Here is a 13,589-nt window from a genome sequence, read left to right on the forward strand (position 1 = left end):
CGACTTCCTTGAGGGGAGAGCGGAAACGGAAGTGCTCGTGGGGGAGAGCGGTTCAGGGTCAGGCGGAGACGGCTGTGTGCCGTTTCGCGCTGCCCTTGGGTACGACCAGCGGGGTGCCGGTCTCGGGGTCGGGGATCACCCGGCAGTCCACGTCGAACACGGACTTGACCAGCTCCGCGTCGAGTACGTCCGCCGGGGCGCCGGCCGCCGCCAGCTGCCCGTCCTTGAGGACCACGAGATGATCCGCGTAACGGGCGGCCTGCCCGAGGTCGTGCAGCACCATCACCACGGTGCGGCCCGCCTCGGAGTGCAGCGCGGCGACCAGGTCGAGAACATCGAGCTGGTGCCGCAGGTCCAGGAACGTGGTCGGCTCGTCGAGCAGCAGCAGATCGGTGTCCTGGGCCAGCGCGAGCGCGATCCAGGCGCGCTGCCGCTGGCCGCCGGAGAGCTGGTCGACGTGCTGGTCGCGCAGCTCCACGGTGCCGGTGCGCCGCAGCGCCTCCTCCACCGCCTGCTGATCCGCCGTCGACCAGGGGCTCAGCAGCCGCTGGTGCGGGTAGCGGCCGAGCCGTACCAGCGCCTCGACGGTGATCGCGTCGGGGGTGACCGGCTGCTGGGGCAGCAGTCCCATCCGCAGGGCCAGCGCACGGGCCGGCATCCGGTGGATATCGGCGCCGTCCAGTGCGACGGTTCCGGCGGCCGGCGGCAGCAGCCGGGTCAGACCGCGCAACAGGGTCGACTTTCCACAGGCGTTGGGGCCGACGACGGCGGTGACGGCGCCGCCGGGCAGCACCAGATCGAGGCCGCCAACGATCAGCCGGTCGCCGTAGCGCAGGTCGAGTCCGTGGGTGGAGAGCTGGTTGGCGGTCATCGGGCACTCCTGTTCACGGAACTGCTCTGACGGATCATCAGCACCAGCAGCCAGGGCGCGCCCAGAGTGGCGGTGACCACTCCGACCGGCAGGCCGCTGACGGGCAGCAGATACTGCGCCACCAGGTCGGAGGCGAGCAGCAGTACGGCACCGGCAAGGGCGGACAGCGCCAGCGTCCCGGCGGTCGGCGGCCCGGCGAGGAACCGCACCATGTGCGGGACGGCCAGCGCGACAAAGGCGACCGGGCCGGTCAGCGCGGCGGCCAGCGAGGCCAGCACGATGGCGATGACCAGGACCTGCAGCCGGGCGGTGTGGGTGTTCAGACCGAGCGTGCCGGCCGAGTCGTCGCCCAGGTCGAGGACGGCGAGCCGGCGGTGCAGCGCGAAGGCGAGGGCGAGGCCCACGGCCACCGCCCCGCATGCGGACCACACTTCGGTCCAGGTCCGCCCGTACAGCGAGCCCGTGGTCCACTGCAGGGCCGAGCCGGCCAGCTCGGTGGGGAAGCTGACGACCATGAAGCTCACCGCCGCGGACAGGCCCGCCTGTACGGCGAGACCGACCAGCACCAGACGGGTCACACTGGTGCCGGAGCGCCAGCCGAACGCTCCCAGCAGGACCGCGGCGAGCAGCCCGCCGCCGAGCGCGGCCAGCGGGATCATCGCCTGCGAGGCCCCGGCGGCCAGCATCGCCACCGCGCCGAACGAGGCACCGCCGGTCACCCCCATCACATCGGGGGAGGCGAGCGGATTGCGGAACAGCCGCTGCAGCAGGGCACCGCCCACCGCCAGGCCCGCTCCCGCGACGATCGCCGCGGCCATCCGCGGGGCCCGGAACTCCTGGACGATCAGCACCGTGCCGGCATCACCGGCACCGAACAGTCCCTTGACCGCCTCGACGGGAGGCAGCGGCATCTCACCGTTGGCCACGGACACCGTCACCAGCGCGCAGAGCACCACCAGACCGGCGAGGGCGAGCAGCGGGGTCCGGCCGCGTCCGGCCCGGCGTCCGGGGGCCGGGGCGGGCGGCAGGGAGGAGGAGCCGAGCGGCTGCCGGCTTCGCAGGGCGTCGTTCACCGGGCCACCTTCCGGGCCAGCAGCGCCAGCAGCGGCGCGCCGAGGAACGCGCTGATGATGCCGACCTGCAGCTCGGACGGCCGGATGACGAGCCGTCCGAGGATGTCGGCGGTGAGCAGCAGCAGCGGGCCGGCGATCAGACAGCCGGGCACCAGCACGCGGTGGTCGGAGGTGCGCAGCAACTGGCGGACCAGGTGCGGTGCGGCCAGCCCGATGAAGGCGAGCGGACCGGCCACGGCCACCGCGGACGCGGCGAGCAGCACGACGGCCAGGCCGCCGGCGGTGCGGATCCGGGACACCGGCACGCCCAGTGCCTGCGCCGAATCGTCGCCGAGGGCCAGGGCGTTGAGGGCAGGAGTGAGGGCCAGCGCGAGGACCAGACCGATGGCCAGGGTCGGCAGCACCGGGTAGAGCACCGCCAGCGGGCGCTCGGCCAGCGAACCGGCCAGCCAGAACCGGGCCTCGTCCAGCGACCGCTTGCTGGCCAGCATGACCGTCCACGTCCAGGACAGCAGGACGAGTTGCAGCACGGTGCCTCCCAGCGCGAGGCGTACCGGGTCGAGGTCACCGGCGCGCCGGGCCAGGGCCTGGGCGAACAGCGCGGCGGCCGCGGCGCCCGCGAAGGCGAACCAGAGGTATTCCACGGGCCGGGTCAGATGCAGTGCGTAGATCGCGGTGACCACCGCGAAGCCCGCGCCCGCGTTGATGCCGAGGGTGGTCGGGGACGCGAGCGGATTGCGGGTGATGCCCTGGACCACCGCTCCGGCGACCCCGAGCGCCGCACCGACCGTGAGCGCCACCACGGTCCGCGGTACCCGAAGTCCCGTCACCACCAGGGCGTCCGGGCCGTGGGCGGCACCGGTCAGCGCGTCCCACACGGTGGCGAGCGGTACGGAGCGGGCGCCGAGGGCGAGGCTCAGGGCGGCACAGACGGCCAGTGCACAGAGCCCGGCCACGAACAGCGGGATGCGCCGCAGGGTGTGAGCGGCGGGACGCGGATCGGGCACAGGGGGTGCAGTGGCAGGTGGTTTGGTCGTCGACACGTGTCGTTACATTAGGTTAGGCATACCTAATACTGCAAGCGGGGGTTCGGTAAACGGTCAACTATCCCATTTGTCGGCCGACCGTCGATCCGATGCGCCCTGAGGGCCCCGACCTGGGGCGACCTACCCACTCGCCCGCCCGCCCACTCCGCCGGGCCGTCGCCGGTGACGCCCCGTCAACCCCTTTTGGGGCTTCTGTGTTGAGTCAGACCGTAAGCGCATCAATTGTGCGTTATGGGGCACTGTGCTTCTCTGGTGAGGGGGGCTGTGGTTCCGCCCGGCCGAGGAGCGCCATGCACCCCACCACTCCGCGTATCGCGATCATCGGTGCCGGCCCCGGGGGGCTGACCTGTGCCCGCGTGCTCCAGCGGAGCGGCGTACCGGTCACCGTCTTCACCCATGAGTCCTCGGTCGCCGTCGATCCGCAAGGCGGCACCCTGGAACTGCAGATGACGACCGGTCGGACCGCGCTGCGGGCGGCCGGTCTGTACGAGGAGTTCACCGCCCTCGCCCACCCCGCGGGGCAGGAGGTGCGACTGCTCGACCACACCGCGACCGTGCTCCTCCAGGACGCCCCCGCCCCCGGCGGTCCCGACCGCGCCGAGGTCTACCGGGCCGGACTGCGCCGTCTGCTGCTGGCCTCCCTCACCGCCGGGACGGTGCACTGGAACTGCTATCTGCGCACCCTGCATCCGCTCGGCGACGGCCGCCACAAGGCCGAGTTCGACGACGGCCACACCGAGACCTTCGACCTGGTCGTCGGCGCCGACGGTGCCTGGTCCCGGGTGCGGCCGATGCTCACCGACGACACTCCCCACTACTCCGGTGTCACCTTCGTCGAGACCGGCATCGAGGACGCCGACAGCCGCCATCCGGACCTCGCCCGGCTGGCCGGCGACGGCGGCATGCTGGCGCTGTCCGCCGGCAAGGGGCTGATCGCCCGGCGGCACGGCCAAGGCCCCCTCCTTGTGTATGCCGCGTTCCGTGGCTCCCAGGACTGGGCACTGGAGGCCGGGGTGAAGACAACGGACACCGAGGCCGTCCGCGCCGTACTGCTCGACGGGTTCGCGGGGTGGGGCGACCGGCTGCTGGCGCTGCTGCGGGACAACGACGGCGGATTCGTCAACCGGCCGCTGTTCGCGCTGCCGGTGCCGCACCCCTGGCCCCACACTCCGGGCCTGACCCTGCTCGGTGACGCCGCGCATCTGATGACGCCGTTCGCCGGCGGGGGCGCCGGCCTCGCCATGCTCGACGGCTGTGAACTCGCCCGTGCCCTGGCCGAGGGCGGTGACCCGGACGCGGCGGTACGCGCCTACGAGGCGGCCATGCTGCCCCGCGCCGCCCAGGCCGCCGAGTACGCCGCCCGCGCGCTGGCCCAGGCCTTCGCCCCCGACACCCCGCACAGCGCACTGCGCCTTCTGCCCGCCCGCCGGCCGTGACCCGTGACGGGAGCGGGACGACCCGCCCGGCCGACGCCGCCCTCCGGTTGCGGCCCGGCCGTGCCCATCGGACGATCGGCAGCGTACGGAGACCGGCAGGGTACGGACACGAGTGCAGCACCGCCCGGCAGCGCCCGGTGCGGAGGGACGGAACACACCGTGAAGATCACTGAGCCCACGCCCGGCGCGCCCTGCTGGGTGGAGCTGGGCACCTCGGACGTGGATGCCGCCAAGGTGTACTACCGCCATGTCTTCGGCTGGCGCGCCGAGACCGACCCGCGGGAGGAGGCGGGCGGCTACACCACGCTGTATCTGGGAGGCGCCCCGGTCGCCGCGCTGACCCCGCTCTACGCCCCCGGGCAGCCGACCGCCTGGACCGTGTCGTTCGCGACCCGGGACGCCGACGCGCTGGCCGCGTCGGTCACCGAGGCGGGCGGACGGCAGCTGATGGGACCGATGGACGTCTTCGACGTGGGCCGCTTCGCCGTCCTGACCGACCCGGAGGGCGCCGTCTTCTCGATCTGGCAGGCCCGTACGTTCGCCGGTGCCGCGCTGTTCAACGCACCGGGCTCGCTCGGCTGGGTCGAGCTCGCCACCCGCGACGCCGAGGCCGCCAAGGCGTTCTACACGAGGATCTTCGGCTGGACCGTGGGCACCCACGAGGACTACCCGCAGTGGGGCATCGACGGCGCCGACTTCGGTGGTCTGAGCGCGCTGGACGAGTTCTACCCGGAGGACGTCAGGGCGCACTGGCTGCCGTACTTCGCGGTCGCCGACGTCGATGAGACGGCCGCTCGGGCCGCCGAGTCCGGGGGGATGCTGCTGGTGCCCCCGACGGAGGTCCCCCACGGGCCGAAGGTTGCGGTGATCCGGGATCCGCAGGGCGGCTCGTTCGGCATTCACCGCGTCGGCACCGAGGGCTGACCCCGGTCGTCCCCGGTGCGCCCCACCGGGCAGCGACGGCCCGTGACCCGGGCGCGCCCGCCCTGTCACACGATCGGCGGCCTGTTCGTCGTTTCACCACATTCCGATGATGGTTTGCGCGTAATGTCCACTTCCCACCAGTGGGTGGCACTGCGCGTCAAGAACAGGAGACCCCTATGTCCACGACCGACATCCTCGCGGCCCGAGGCAAACGGCTCGTCGCCGGCACGGGTGCGCTGGCCACGGCCGTCGCCCTCGGCGCGACGCTCCTCGCCGCCGCCCCGGCCCAGGCGACGCCCGGCCCCGCCAAGCCCTTCGGCGTGGTCACCGCCAAGAAGGGGCTGAGTGAGCGTCAGTACCCCAGCACGGACTCCTCCGTACGGGGCTACCTCCGGCACCGCGCGCACGTCGGCCTGGTGTGCAAGGTGCGCACCCAGAGCGTGGGCGGCAACTCCGTCTGGTACCTGACCCGCGCGGAGCGGGGGACCTGGGTCGCGGCGAAGTACGTGACCAACAGCGGTCAGGTCAAGTACTGCAAGGACGTCCACCGCACCCGGGTGCAGACGAGCCACCCGGCGAAGCACACCGTGGGCTGATGGAGCCCCGGGGAGGCCCGGCCCGGTGCCGCAGCGGCGCCGGACCGGGCCTTCGTGTGTGTACCGCCGCCGCGCCCCGCCGTCCGGTCCTCCGTCCGCACGCCCACGCCCTTCCGTATTACTGGAACGCGTTCTACTGTGCCCCTCGATCCGGCAGCCGACGGACCATCAGCTTCGCGGGCCGTCCTCGGACCGGACGACCGGACCGGACGAACTGGAGGGGCCGTGCACCTCGAATACACCCCCGAGCAGCAGCAGTTGCGCGCCGAGCTGCGCACGTACTTCGCCGCGCTGGTGCCGGACAACACCTACGGCCGTGATCCCGAGGGCACCAGGGGCGCCCCCCTCGCCGACCCCGCCGCCCAGAAGCGCTTCTACCGCGAGACCGTGCGCCGGCTGGGTGCCGACGGCTGGCTCGGCGTCGGCTGGCCCAAGGAGTTCGGCGGCCGCGGCATCTCCCCGATGGAACAGTTCATCTTCTTCGACGAGGCCGCCCAGGCGGGGGTGCCGCTGCCGCTGATGGCGCTGAACACCGTCGGCCCGACGATCATGCAGTTCGGCACCGACGAGCAGAAGTCCTACTTCCTGCCCAGGATCCTCTCCGGCGAGGTCGACTTCGCCATCGGCTACAGCGAACCCGACGCCGGCACCGACCTGGCCGCCCTCAAGACCCGCGCCGTACGGGAGGGCGACGAGGAGACCGGCCACTACCTCGTCAACGGGCAGAAGATCTGGACGACCAACGGTGACACCGCGGAGTGGGTGTGGCTCGCGGTGCGCACCGACCCGGCCGCCCCGCCCCACAAGGGCATCACCATGCTTCTGGTCCCCACCAGCGACCCCGGCTACTCCTGCACCCTGATCAACACCCTCGCCTCGCACGACACCACCGCCAGCTACTACGAGAACATCACCGTCCCGGCCTCCCGCCGCGTCGGCCGGGAGAACAAGGGCTGGCGGATCATCACCAACCAGCTCAACCACGAGCGGGTCACCCTCGCCGCCCACGGCACCATGGCCATCCGCGCCCTGCACAACGTCCAGCGCTGGGCCGCCGACACCAAGCTCGCCGACGGCCGCCGGGTCATCGACCTGGGCTGGGTACGTGGACGGCTGGCCCGTACCCACACCAGACTGGATGCCATGAAGCTGCTGAACTGGCAGATGGTCGACGCCCTCCAGCACGGCACGCTCACCCCGCAGGACGCCTCGGCGGTCAAGGTCTACGGCTCCGAGGCCAGGCGGGACGCCTACGCCTGGCTGATGGAGGTCGTCGGCGCCGCGGGCCCGCTCAAGGAGGGCTCGGCCGGAGCGGTCCTGCACGGCGAACTGGAACGCGGCTACCGCTCCGCCGTCATCTTCACCTTCGGCGGCGGCAACAATGAGATCCAGCGCGAGATCATCTCGTGGATCGGCCTCGGGATGCCGCGGGTACGGCGCTGATCCGGCAGCGGGAGGTGCGGTGATGGCAGGAGACCCGGGGCTCTTCGGGCCCCGCTCCGTGACCTGGCAGATGCATGCGGATCCGATGATGTGGATCGCGGGCGTCCGGGCGCTGTACCTCCAGGCGCTGCACCCCCGCGCGGTGCGCGGTGTGCACCAGAACTCCGCCGCGTTCCGGATGAGCAAGCAGGGCAGCCAGGACGCCTGGGGCCGGCTGATGCGGACCGCCAACTTCGTCGGCACCCTCACCTACGGCACCACCGGGGCGGCCGAAGGGGCCGGCGCCGCGGTCCGCGGTATCCACCGCAGGCTGTCCGCCACCGACCCGGCCACCGGCGAGCGCTACGGCATCGACGCACCGGACCTGCTGCTGTGGGTGCACTGCGCCGAGGTGGACTCCTATCTGCACGTACTGCGCCGCTCCGGCTACCCCGTCGGCGACGACCGGGCCGATGCCTACCTCGACGAGCAGCGCGAGAGCGCCCGGCTCGTCGGCCTCGACCCGGCCGGTGTGCCCGGCAGCCGGGCCGCGCTGGCCGCCTACTTCGCCCGCGTACGGCCCGAGTTGGCGCTGACCCCCGAGGCCCGCGAGGTGGACGGCTTCCTGCGCCGGCCACCGACCCCGGCCGCGCTCGTCCCGGTCCGCGCCCTGCTCTGGCGGCAGGTGGCAGAGCTCGCCTACGGCGCCCTCCCGGCGTACGCACACGAGCTCTACGGGCGCCCCGCGCCCCCGCCGTCCGCCGTCACCCGCCGGCTGTGCGCCGCCGGCCGCCTCCTTCGCGCCATTCCGCCCACGGTCCGCTGGCGGCTCCCGCCCCGGCACATCCTGCGCGCCGTCGAACGACTCGGTCCCGACACCCGCCCAGCGCCCTACAAGCTCCGCCGATCCGCCGCCATACTGGACGGGCAGGAGGGCACGCAGGGGGAGCTGCGCGGCTGACCGCGGGGAACGGGGACGGGGGCGGCGATACACGGTGGCGGAAAACAGACTGATTCAACGGCGGTACCGGCTTCTCGACACCATCGGGCGTGGCGGGATGGGGGAGGTGTGGCGGGCCCGCGACGAGTCGCTGGGCCGGCAGGTCGCGGTCAAATGCCTCAAGCCGCTGGGGCCGCGGCACGAACCCTCGTTCCTCCAGGTGCTGCGCGAACGTTTCCGCCGTGAGGCCCGGGTCGCGGCCGCGCTCCAGCACCGCGGTATCACCGTCGTCCATGACTTCGGCGAGGACGACGGCACCCTCTTCATCGTCATGGAGCTGCTCAGCGGCCGTAACCTCAGCCAGCTGCTGGACGACAACCGCCGCCAGCCGCTGCCCGTCCCGGACGTCATCGAGATCGCCGAACAGGTCACGGCCGCGCTGGCCTACACCCATGAACAGGCCATCGTGCACCGCGATCTGAAACCGGCGAACATCGTCCGGACCGCCGACGGCACCGTCAAGATCTGCGACTTCGGCATCGCCCGGCTCGGCCATGACATCGGCTTCACCGCCCGCCTCACCGGCACCGGTATCGCCATGGGCAGCCCGCACTACATGTCGCCCGAACAGATCGGCGCCCACGGCATCGACCACCGCAGCGATCTCTACTCCTTCGGCTGTGTGCTGTACGAGATCGCCACCGGCGTGCCGCCGTTCGACCTGGGCGACGCCTGGGCGGTGCTCGTCGGTCACCGCGACCTGGCGCCGAAGCCGCCGCGTACGCTCCGCCCCGACCTGCCCGAGGCCTACGAGCGGATCATGCTCGAACTCCTCGCCAAGGACCCCGACGACCGGCCCCGGGACGCCGACGAGCTGGGCAAACGCCTGGTCGATGCCCGCCGGTCGCACTCCGGCCGGGGCACCGCGGCCGCCGGTCCGGAGGAGGTGACGGTCCCCGCCTGGCAGCTGCCGCCCTGGACCGACGGGATGACGTTCGGCTCCCCGGCGGGCGCGACCCGGCGGCCGCAGCGGTATCCGGACGACGGGGGCGCCACGGTCCTCACCGGCACCTGGACCGGCGGCACCGACCCGCGGGGCGGCGGCGCGTCCCCGGCCGCCGGCATCGCCAGCCCGGCACCGCCGGACGACCGCCGTGCCGCCCTCGCCGAGCTGGCCGGACGGCACACCGCCGCGCTGGACCTCGGCCGGCTGGGCCGCTGGGAGGAGGCGGGCGAGGCGCACCGCGCACTCGCCGCCGACCGCGAGCGGCTCCTCGGCCCCGACCACCCCGACACCCTCACCAGCCGTCTGGAGGCCGGCCATGCCCTGGGCCGTCTCGGCCGGCACTTCGAGGCGCACCAGATCTACGCCGAGGTACTGGCGGGCCGCGAGCGCGCCCTGGGCCCGGACCATCCCGACTCCCTGAGCTGCCGCCACCATGTCGCAGGCAACCTCGGCCGGCTGGGACGGCTGGAGGACAGCCGTGCCATGGCCCAGGAGGTGGCCGCGGCCCGCGCCCGGGTGCTCGGCGCCCAGCACCCCGACACCCTCGCCACCTACTGCGAACTCGCCTATGTACTGGGCAAGTTGGGTCAGTGGGCGGATGCCCTGCACACCTACCAGGGGGTCGCGGCGGCGCGCACCGCCACGCTCGGACCCGCCCACGACGACACTCTCGCCGCCCGTTACGAGGTCGGCATCGGCCTCGGCCGGCTCGGCCGCAGCGCGGAGGCCCTGGCCCTCTACCGCGACCTGGTTGCGGACCGTACCCGCGCCCAGGGCGCCGACGACCCGGAGACACTGCGCGCCCGGCACGGTCTGGTCGTCAACCTCGGGCGGCAGAACCGCTGGCAGGAGGCGCTCGTGGAGGCCCGCGAGGTGGCCGCGGCCCGTGCGCGGGTGCTCGGTCCCGAGCACCCCGACACCCTGGTCAGCCGCCGGGAGACCGCCGTGGCGCTCGGCTGGCTCGGCCGCTGGAGCGAGGCACTGGACCTCTACCGCCAGGTCGCCGACGCCCGCGAACGGGTCCTGGGCGCCGCCCACCTCGACGCGCTGGCCAGCCAGGGCGACCTCGCCCAGTGCCTGGAGCAACTGGGCCGCGGGGACGAGGCGGCCGCGCTCCACCGCCGGGTCGCGGCCCTGCACCAGGAGCGCGCCGTACGCCGGCCGTGAAGCGGGATGGCACCTGGTCCGCGGCCCCCGGTCAGCTCGGAGTGACCCGGTAGAGCACGGTGCTGTGCGGCGGCACCTCCCGCGCCACGATGTTCCCCTCGCTGTGCGTACGGCGGCCGGTGACCAGATTGTGCAGCCGGTAGGAGCCGGACCTCGCCAGACCGGCCGCGCCGGCGGAGACGGACAGGGTGCGCGGGCTGCCGCCAGAGTTGAACAGGGCGACCGCCCGGTCGCCGTTCTTCAGCGGCTTGGACAGCACCGCCGAGCCGTCGTCCTGCGCGACGACGCGCCCCTGGACGCCGAGCGGATCCTGGTCGACGGCGATGACCTGTTCGTTCCCGAGCACCTTGCGCGCCGCGGGGGACAGCTCGCCCACATCCGTACTGGAGATCAGCGGTGCGGCCATCATCGCCCACAGCGACATCTGGCTCTGCATCTCATGCCGTGTCAGCCCCGCCGCCCCGGCCAGCAGAAAGTCCGGATCGTTCCAGCGCCCGGGCTGCTGGAGGCCGGCCAGGCGGGAGTTGTAGCGGAAGTTGTGGACGATGGAGGCCCACTTCGCGGCCGGTGTGCTCTTCTCCAGGGCCACATCCCGGCCGGTCCGCCACAGGTTGCCGACCTCGGCCGACCAGCCGATGACCCGGTGCCAGACGCTGTCCCCGTCGAACTGGAAATAGGCCGGTGCCGACACGGAGAAGGTCATCGGACGGCCGGTGGCACGGAGCGCCCGGCTCAGCTGCCCGTACAGATCCCGGTAGGCCGCCTCCTTGCTGTGCCCCGGCGTCACCGGCACATTGCAGCCGTCCGCCTTGACGTAGTCCACCTTCCAGCGGGCGAACTGCTCCGCGTCCTGCTGGAAGTGCCCCAGGCTGCCCGGGAACTTCTCACAGGTGAGCGTGCCGACGTCCGCATAGATCCCGAACTTCAGCCCCATCCGGTGCAGCTGCTCCCCGAGGTGAGCCATACCGTGCGGGAACTTCGTCCGGTCCGCCACCAGCCGGCCGTGGGCGTCACGCTGTCTGCTCATCCAGCAGTCGTCGACGGTGACGGTGCGGTAGCCCTTCCGGGCCAGCCCCGTACGGACCAGCGCCCGCGCATTGTCGAGGACGACCTTCTCGTCGAGGTCGCACATGTAGTACGACCAGTTGTTCCAGCCCATCGGGGGGCGCGGCGCCAGATTCGGATACGCCCCGGCGGGGCGCGGGGCGCCGGGCGCGCGGGCCGGATCGGGGGCGGCGGAGGCGGGCGCGGGGGCCGCGAGCAGCCCGGCCGAGCAGGCGACGACGGCGGTCAGTCCGGCGAAGGTGCGGCCGATGCGGGGTACCGACGGATGGGGCACGGGTCACCTCACGGGTGGGCGGGACGGCCTGCGGAGCGGACGGCGGGAGCGGTGCCGGGGCGGAGCACGGCCGGACGCTAGGAGCAGCCCCCGGCCCGGTCAAGAAGCCGCACCGACCTGGGCGGAGGTTTCAGCCGCCTGCACCTGGCGACCGGGATCACCGCGTGCTACCAAGGGGCATGCCGGAACGGACTTCGTACGACGCGGTCATCGTCGGTGGCGGGCACAACGGACTGGTGGCCGCCGCCTATCTCGCACGCGCCGGGCGCAGCGTGCTGGTGCTGGAGCGGCTGGACCACACCGGTGGTGCGGCCGTGTCGACCCGGGCGTTCGCCGGGGTCGACGCCCGGCTGTCCCGCTACTCCTACCTCGTCAGCCTGCTGCCGTCGAAGATCGTGCAGGATCTCGGGCTGCGGTTCGCGGTCCGCAAACGCACCGTCTCCTCCTACACCCCCGCCGTACGCGACGGCCGCCCCACCGGACTCCTCGTGGGCGGCGGCGAGGCCCGGACCCGTACCGCGTTCGCCGAACTCACCGGCTCCGACCGTGAGTTCACCGCCTGGCAGCGCTTCTACGGCAGTACGCAGCGGCTGGCCGAACGGGTCTTCCCCACCCTGACCGAGCCGCTCCCCACCCGCGCCGCGCTGCGCGCCACGGTCGACGACGACGCCCTCTGGCACGCGCTGTTCGAACGCCCCCTGGGCGAGCTGGTCGAGGAGACCTTCACCGACGACCTGGTCCGCGGAGTGGTGCTCACCGACGCCCTGATCGGCACCTTCGCCGGTGCTCATGACCCGTCGCTGCGCCAGAACCGCTGCTTCCTCTACCACGTGATCGGCGGCGGCACCGGCGACTGGGACGTCCCCATCGGCGGGATGGGCGCCCTCACCGACGCCCTGGCCGACGCCGCCCGCCGGGCCGGGGCGGAGATCGTCACCGATTGCGCGGTGACCGGGATCGCGACGGACGGCCGCAGCGCGGAGGTGACCTGCGACCAGGGCACCGTCGGCGCCCGCCGGGTCCTCGTCAACGCCGCCCCGCGGGAGCTGGCCCGCCTCCTGGGCGAGGCTCCGCCGCCACCCGCCGAGGGCGCCCAGCTCAAGGTCAATATGCTGCTCACCCGGCTGCCGCGGCTACGGGACACTGGCGTGGACCTGCGGGAGGCTTTCTCCGGCACCTTCCACATCGCCGAGGGCTACCGCCAGCTGGAGGACGCCTACCAGCAGGCCGCGTCCGGCGGTCTGCCCGTCTCCCCGCCCTCCGAGATCTACTGCCACTCCCTCACCGACCCCTCCATCCTCGGCGCCGACCTGGTCCGCCAGGGCTACCAGACGCTCACCCTGTTCGGGCTGCACGCCCCCGCGCGCCTGTTCACCGCCGACAACGACGCCACCCGCGACCGCCTCCTGGCGGCCACCCTCGCCGAGCTGGACACCCACCTCGCCGAACCCCTCGCAGGCTGCCTGGCCCACGACGCCGACGGCCGCCCCTGCATCGAGGCCAGATCTCCTCTCGACCTGGACCGTGAACTGGGCCTGCCCGGCGGCAACATCTTCCACCGCGACCTGGCCTTTCCGTACGCGGAGCCGGAGGATGACGCCGCCGAGGGCACCGCCCCGGCCCGCTGGGGAGTGGCGACCACGCATCCCAACGTCCTCCTGTGCGGCGCGGGCGCGGTACGTGGCGGGGGAGTGAGCGGTATCCCGGGCCACAACGCGGCGATGGCGGTGCTGGAGGAGGGGTGAGGGGTACGGGTAGGTCCGGGGCGA

At 73.0% G+C, this 13,589-nt stretch carries 11 protein-coding genes; 7 read left to right on the forward strand and 4 right to left on the reverse strand.

The features are described from left to right. Positions 1-58: 58 nt before the first annotated feature. The 3 genes from SLV14N_RS34080 to SLV14N_RS34090 are packed head-to-tail and all read right to left on the reverse strand — an operon-like array spanning position 59 to position 2,951. Positions 59-871: an ABC transporter ATP-binding protein gene (locus tag SLV14N_RS34080; RefSeq protein ID WP_208686302.1), complete on the reverse strand. Its 813-nt coding sequence runs from the start codon at positions 869-871 to the stop codon at positions 59-61. Further along, entirely contained in the window at positions 868-1,944 is a 1,077-nt protein-coding gene (locus SLV14N_RS34085) for an iron chelate uptake ABC transporter family permease subunit (protein ID WP_208686304.1), read from the reverse strand. Before SLV14N_RS34085 ends, SLV14N_RS34080 begins: the two co-directional genes overlap by 4 nt. Next, entirely contained in the window at positions 1,941-2,951 is a 1,011-nt protein-coding gene (locus SLV14N_RS34090) for an iron ABC transporter permease (RefSeq protein WP_208686306.1), read from the reverse strand. The genes SLV14N_RS34085 and SLV14N_RS34090 overlap by 4 nt, the downstream gene beginning before the upstream one ends. Positions 2,952-3,280: 329 nt before the next feature. On the opposite strand from SLV14N_RS34090, the gene SLV14N_RS34095 reads away from it, so the two are divergent. The 6 genes from SLV14N_RS34095 to SLV14N_RS34120 all read left to right on the forward strand — a co-directional run bounded on the left by SLV14N_RS34095 (position 3,281) and on the right by SLV14N_RS34120 (position 10,481). After that, a complete protein-coding gene (locus SLV14N_RS34095) occupies positions 3,281-4,426 on the forward strand; it encodes an NAD(P)/FAD-dependent oxidoreductase (RefSeq protein WP_263272441.1) in 1,146 nt (381 codons plus the stop codon). 159 nt (positions 4,427-4,585) lie between these two features. Further along, positions 4,586-5,350: a VOC family protein gene (locus SLV14N_RS34100; protein ID WP_263272442.1), complete on the forward strand. Its 765-nt coding sequence runs from the start codon at positions 4,586-4,588 to the stop codon at positions 5,348-5,350. 176 nt (positions 5,351-5,526) lie between these two features. Then, positions 5,527-5,946 (forward strand): SH3 domain-containing protein, encoded by a 420-nt coding sequence (locus SLV14N_RS34105; protein ID WP_208686311.1) that lies wholly within the window; start codon positions 5,527-5,529, stop codon positions 5,944-5,946. 225 nt (positions 5,947-6,171) lie between these two features. Further along, entirely contained in the window at positions 6,172-7,389 is a 1,218-nt protein-coding gene (locus tag SLV14N_RS34110) for an acyl-CoA dehydrogenase family protein (protein WP_263272443.1), read from the forward strand. Positions 7,390-7,411: 22 nt separating this feature from the next. Continuing rightward, on the forward strand, positions 7,412-8,329 hold the full coding sequence (locus SLV14N_RS34115; protein ID WP_263272444.1) for an oxygenase MpaB family protein: 918 nt from the start codon (positions 7,412-7,414) through the stop codon (positions 8,327-8,329). 34 nt (positions 8,330-8,363) lie between these two features. Then, complete coding sequence (locus tag SLV14N_RS34120) at positions 8,364-10,481, forward strand: serine/threonine-protein kinase (protein WP_263272445.1); 2,118 nt, start codon at positions 8,364-8,366, stop codon at positions 10,479-10,481. A gap of 31 nt (positions 10,482-10,512) precedes the next feature. On the opposite strand, the gene SLV14N_RS34125 is transcribed toward SLV14N_RS34120, so the two are convergent. Next, positions 10,513-11,820: a glycoside hydrolase family 27 protein gene (locus tag SLV14N_RS34125; RefSeq protein ID WP_263272446.1), complete on the reverse strand. Its 1,308-nt coding sequence runs from the start codon at positions 11,818-11,820 to the stop codon at positions 10,513-10,515. 179 nt (positions 11,821-11,999) lie between these two features. Here SLV14N_RS34125 and SLV14N_RS34130 point away from each other — a divergent pair, with 179 nt between their 5' ends. Next, on the forward strand, positions 12,000-13,565 hold the full coding sequence (locus tag SLV14N_RS34130; protein ID WP_263272447.1) for an NAD(P)/FAD-dependent oxidoreductase: 1,566 nt from the start codon (positions 12,000-12,002) through the stop codon (positions 13,563-13,565). Positions 13,566-13,589 lie beyond the last annotated feature (24 nt).

It is taken from the genome of Streptomyces sp. Je 1-4 4N24 (genome assembly GCF_026239515.1).
GTDB lineage: Bacteria > Actinomycetota > Actinomycetes > Streptomycetales > Streptomycetaceae > Streptomyces > Streptomyces nigrescens.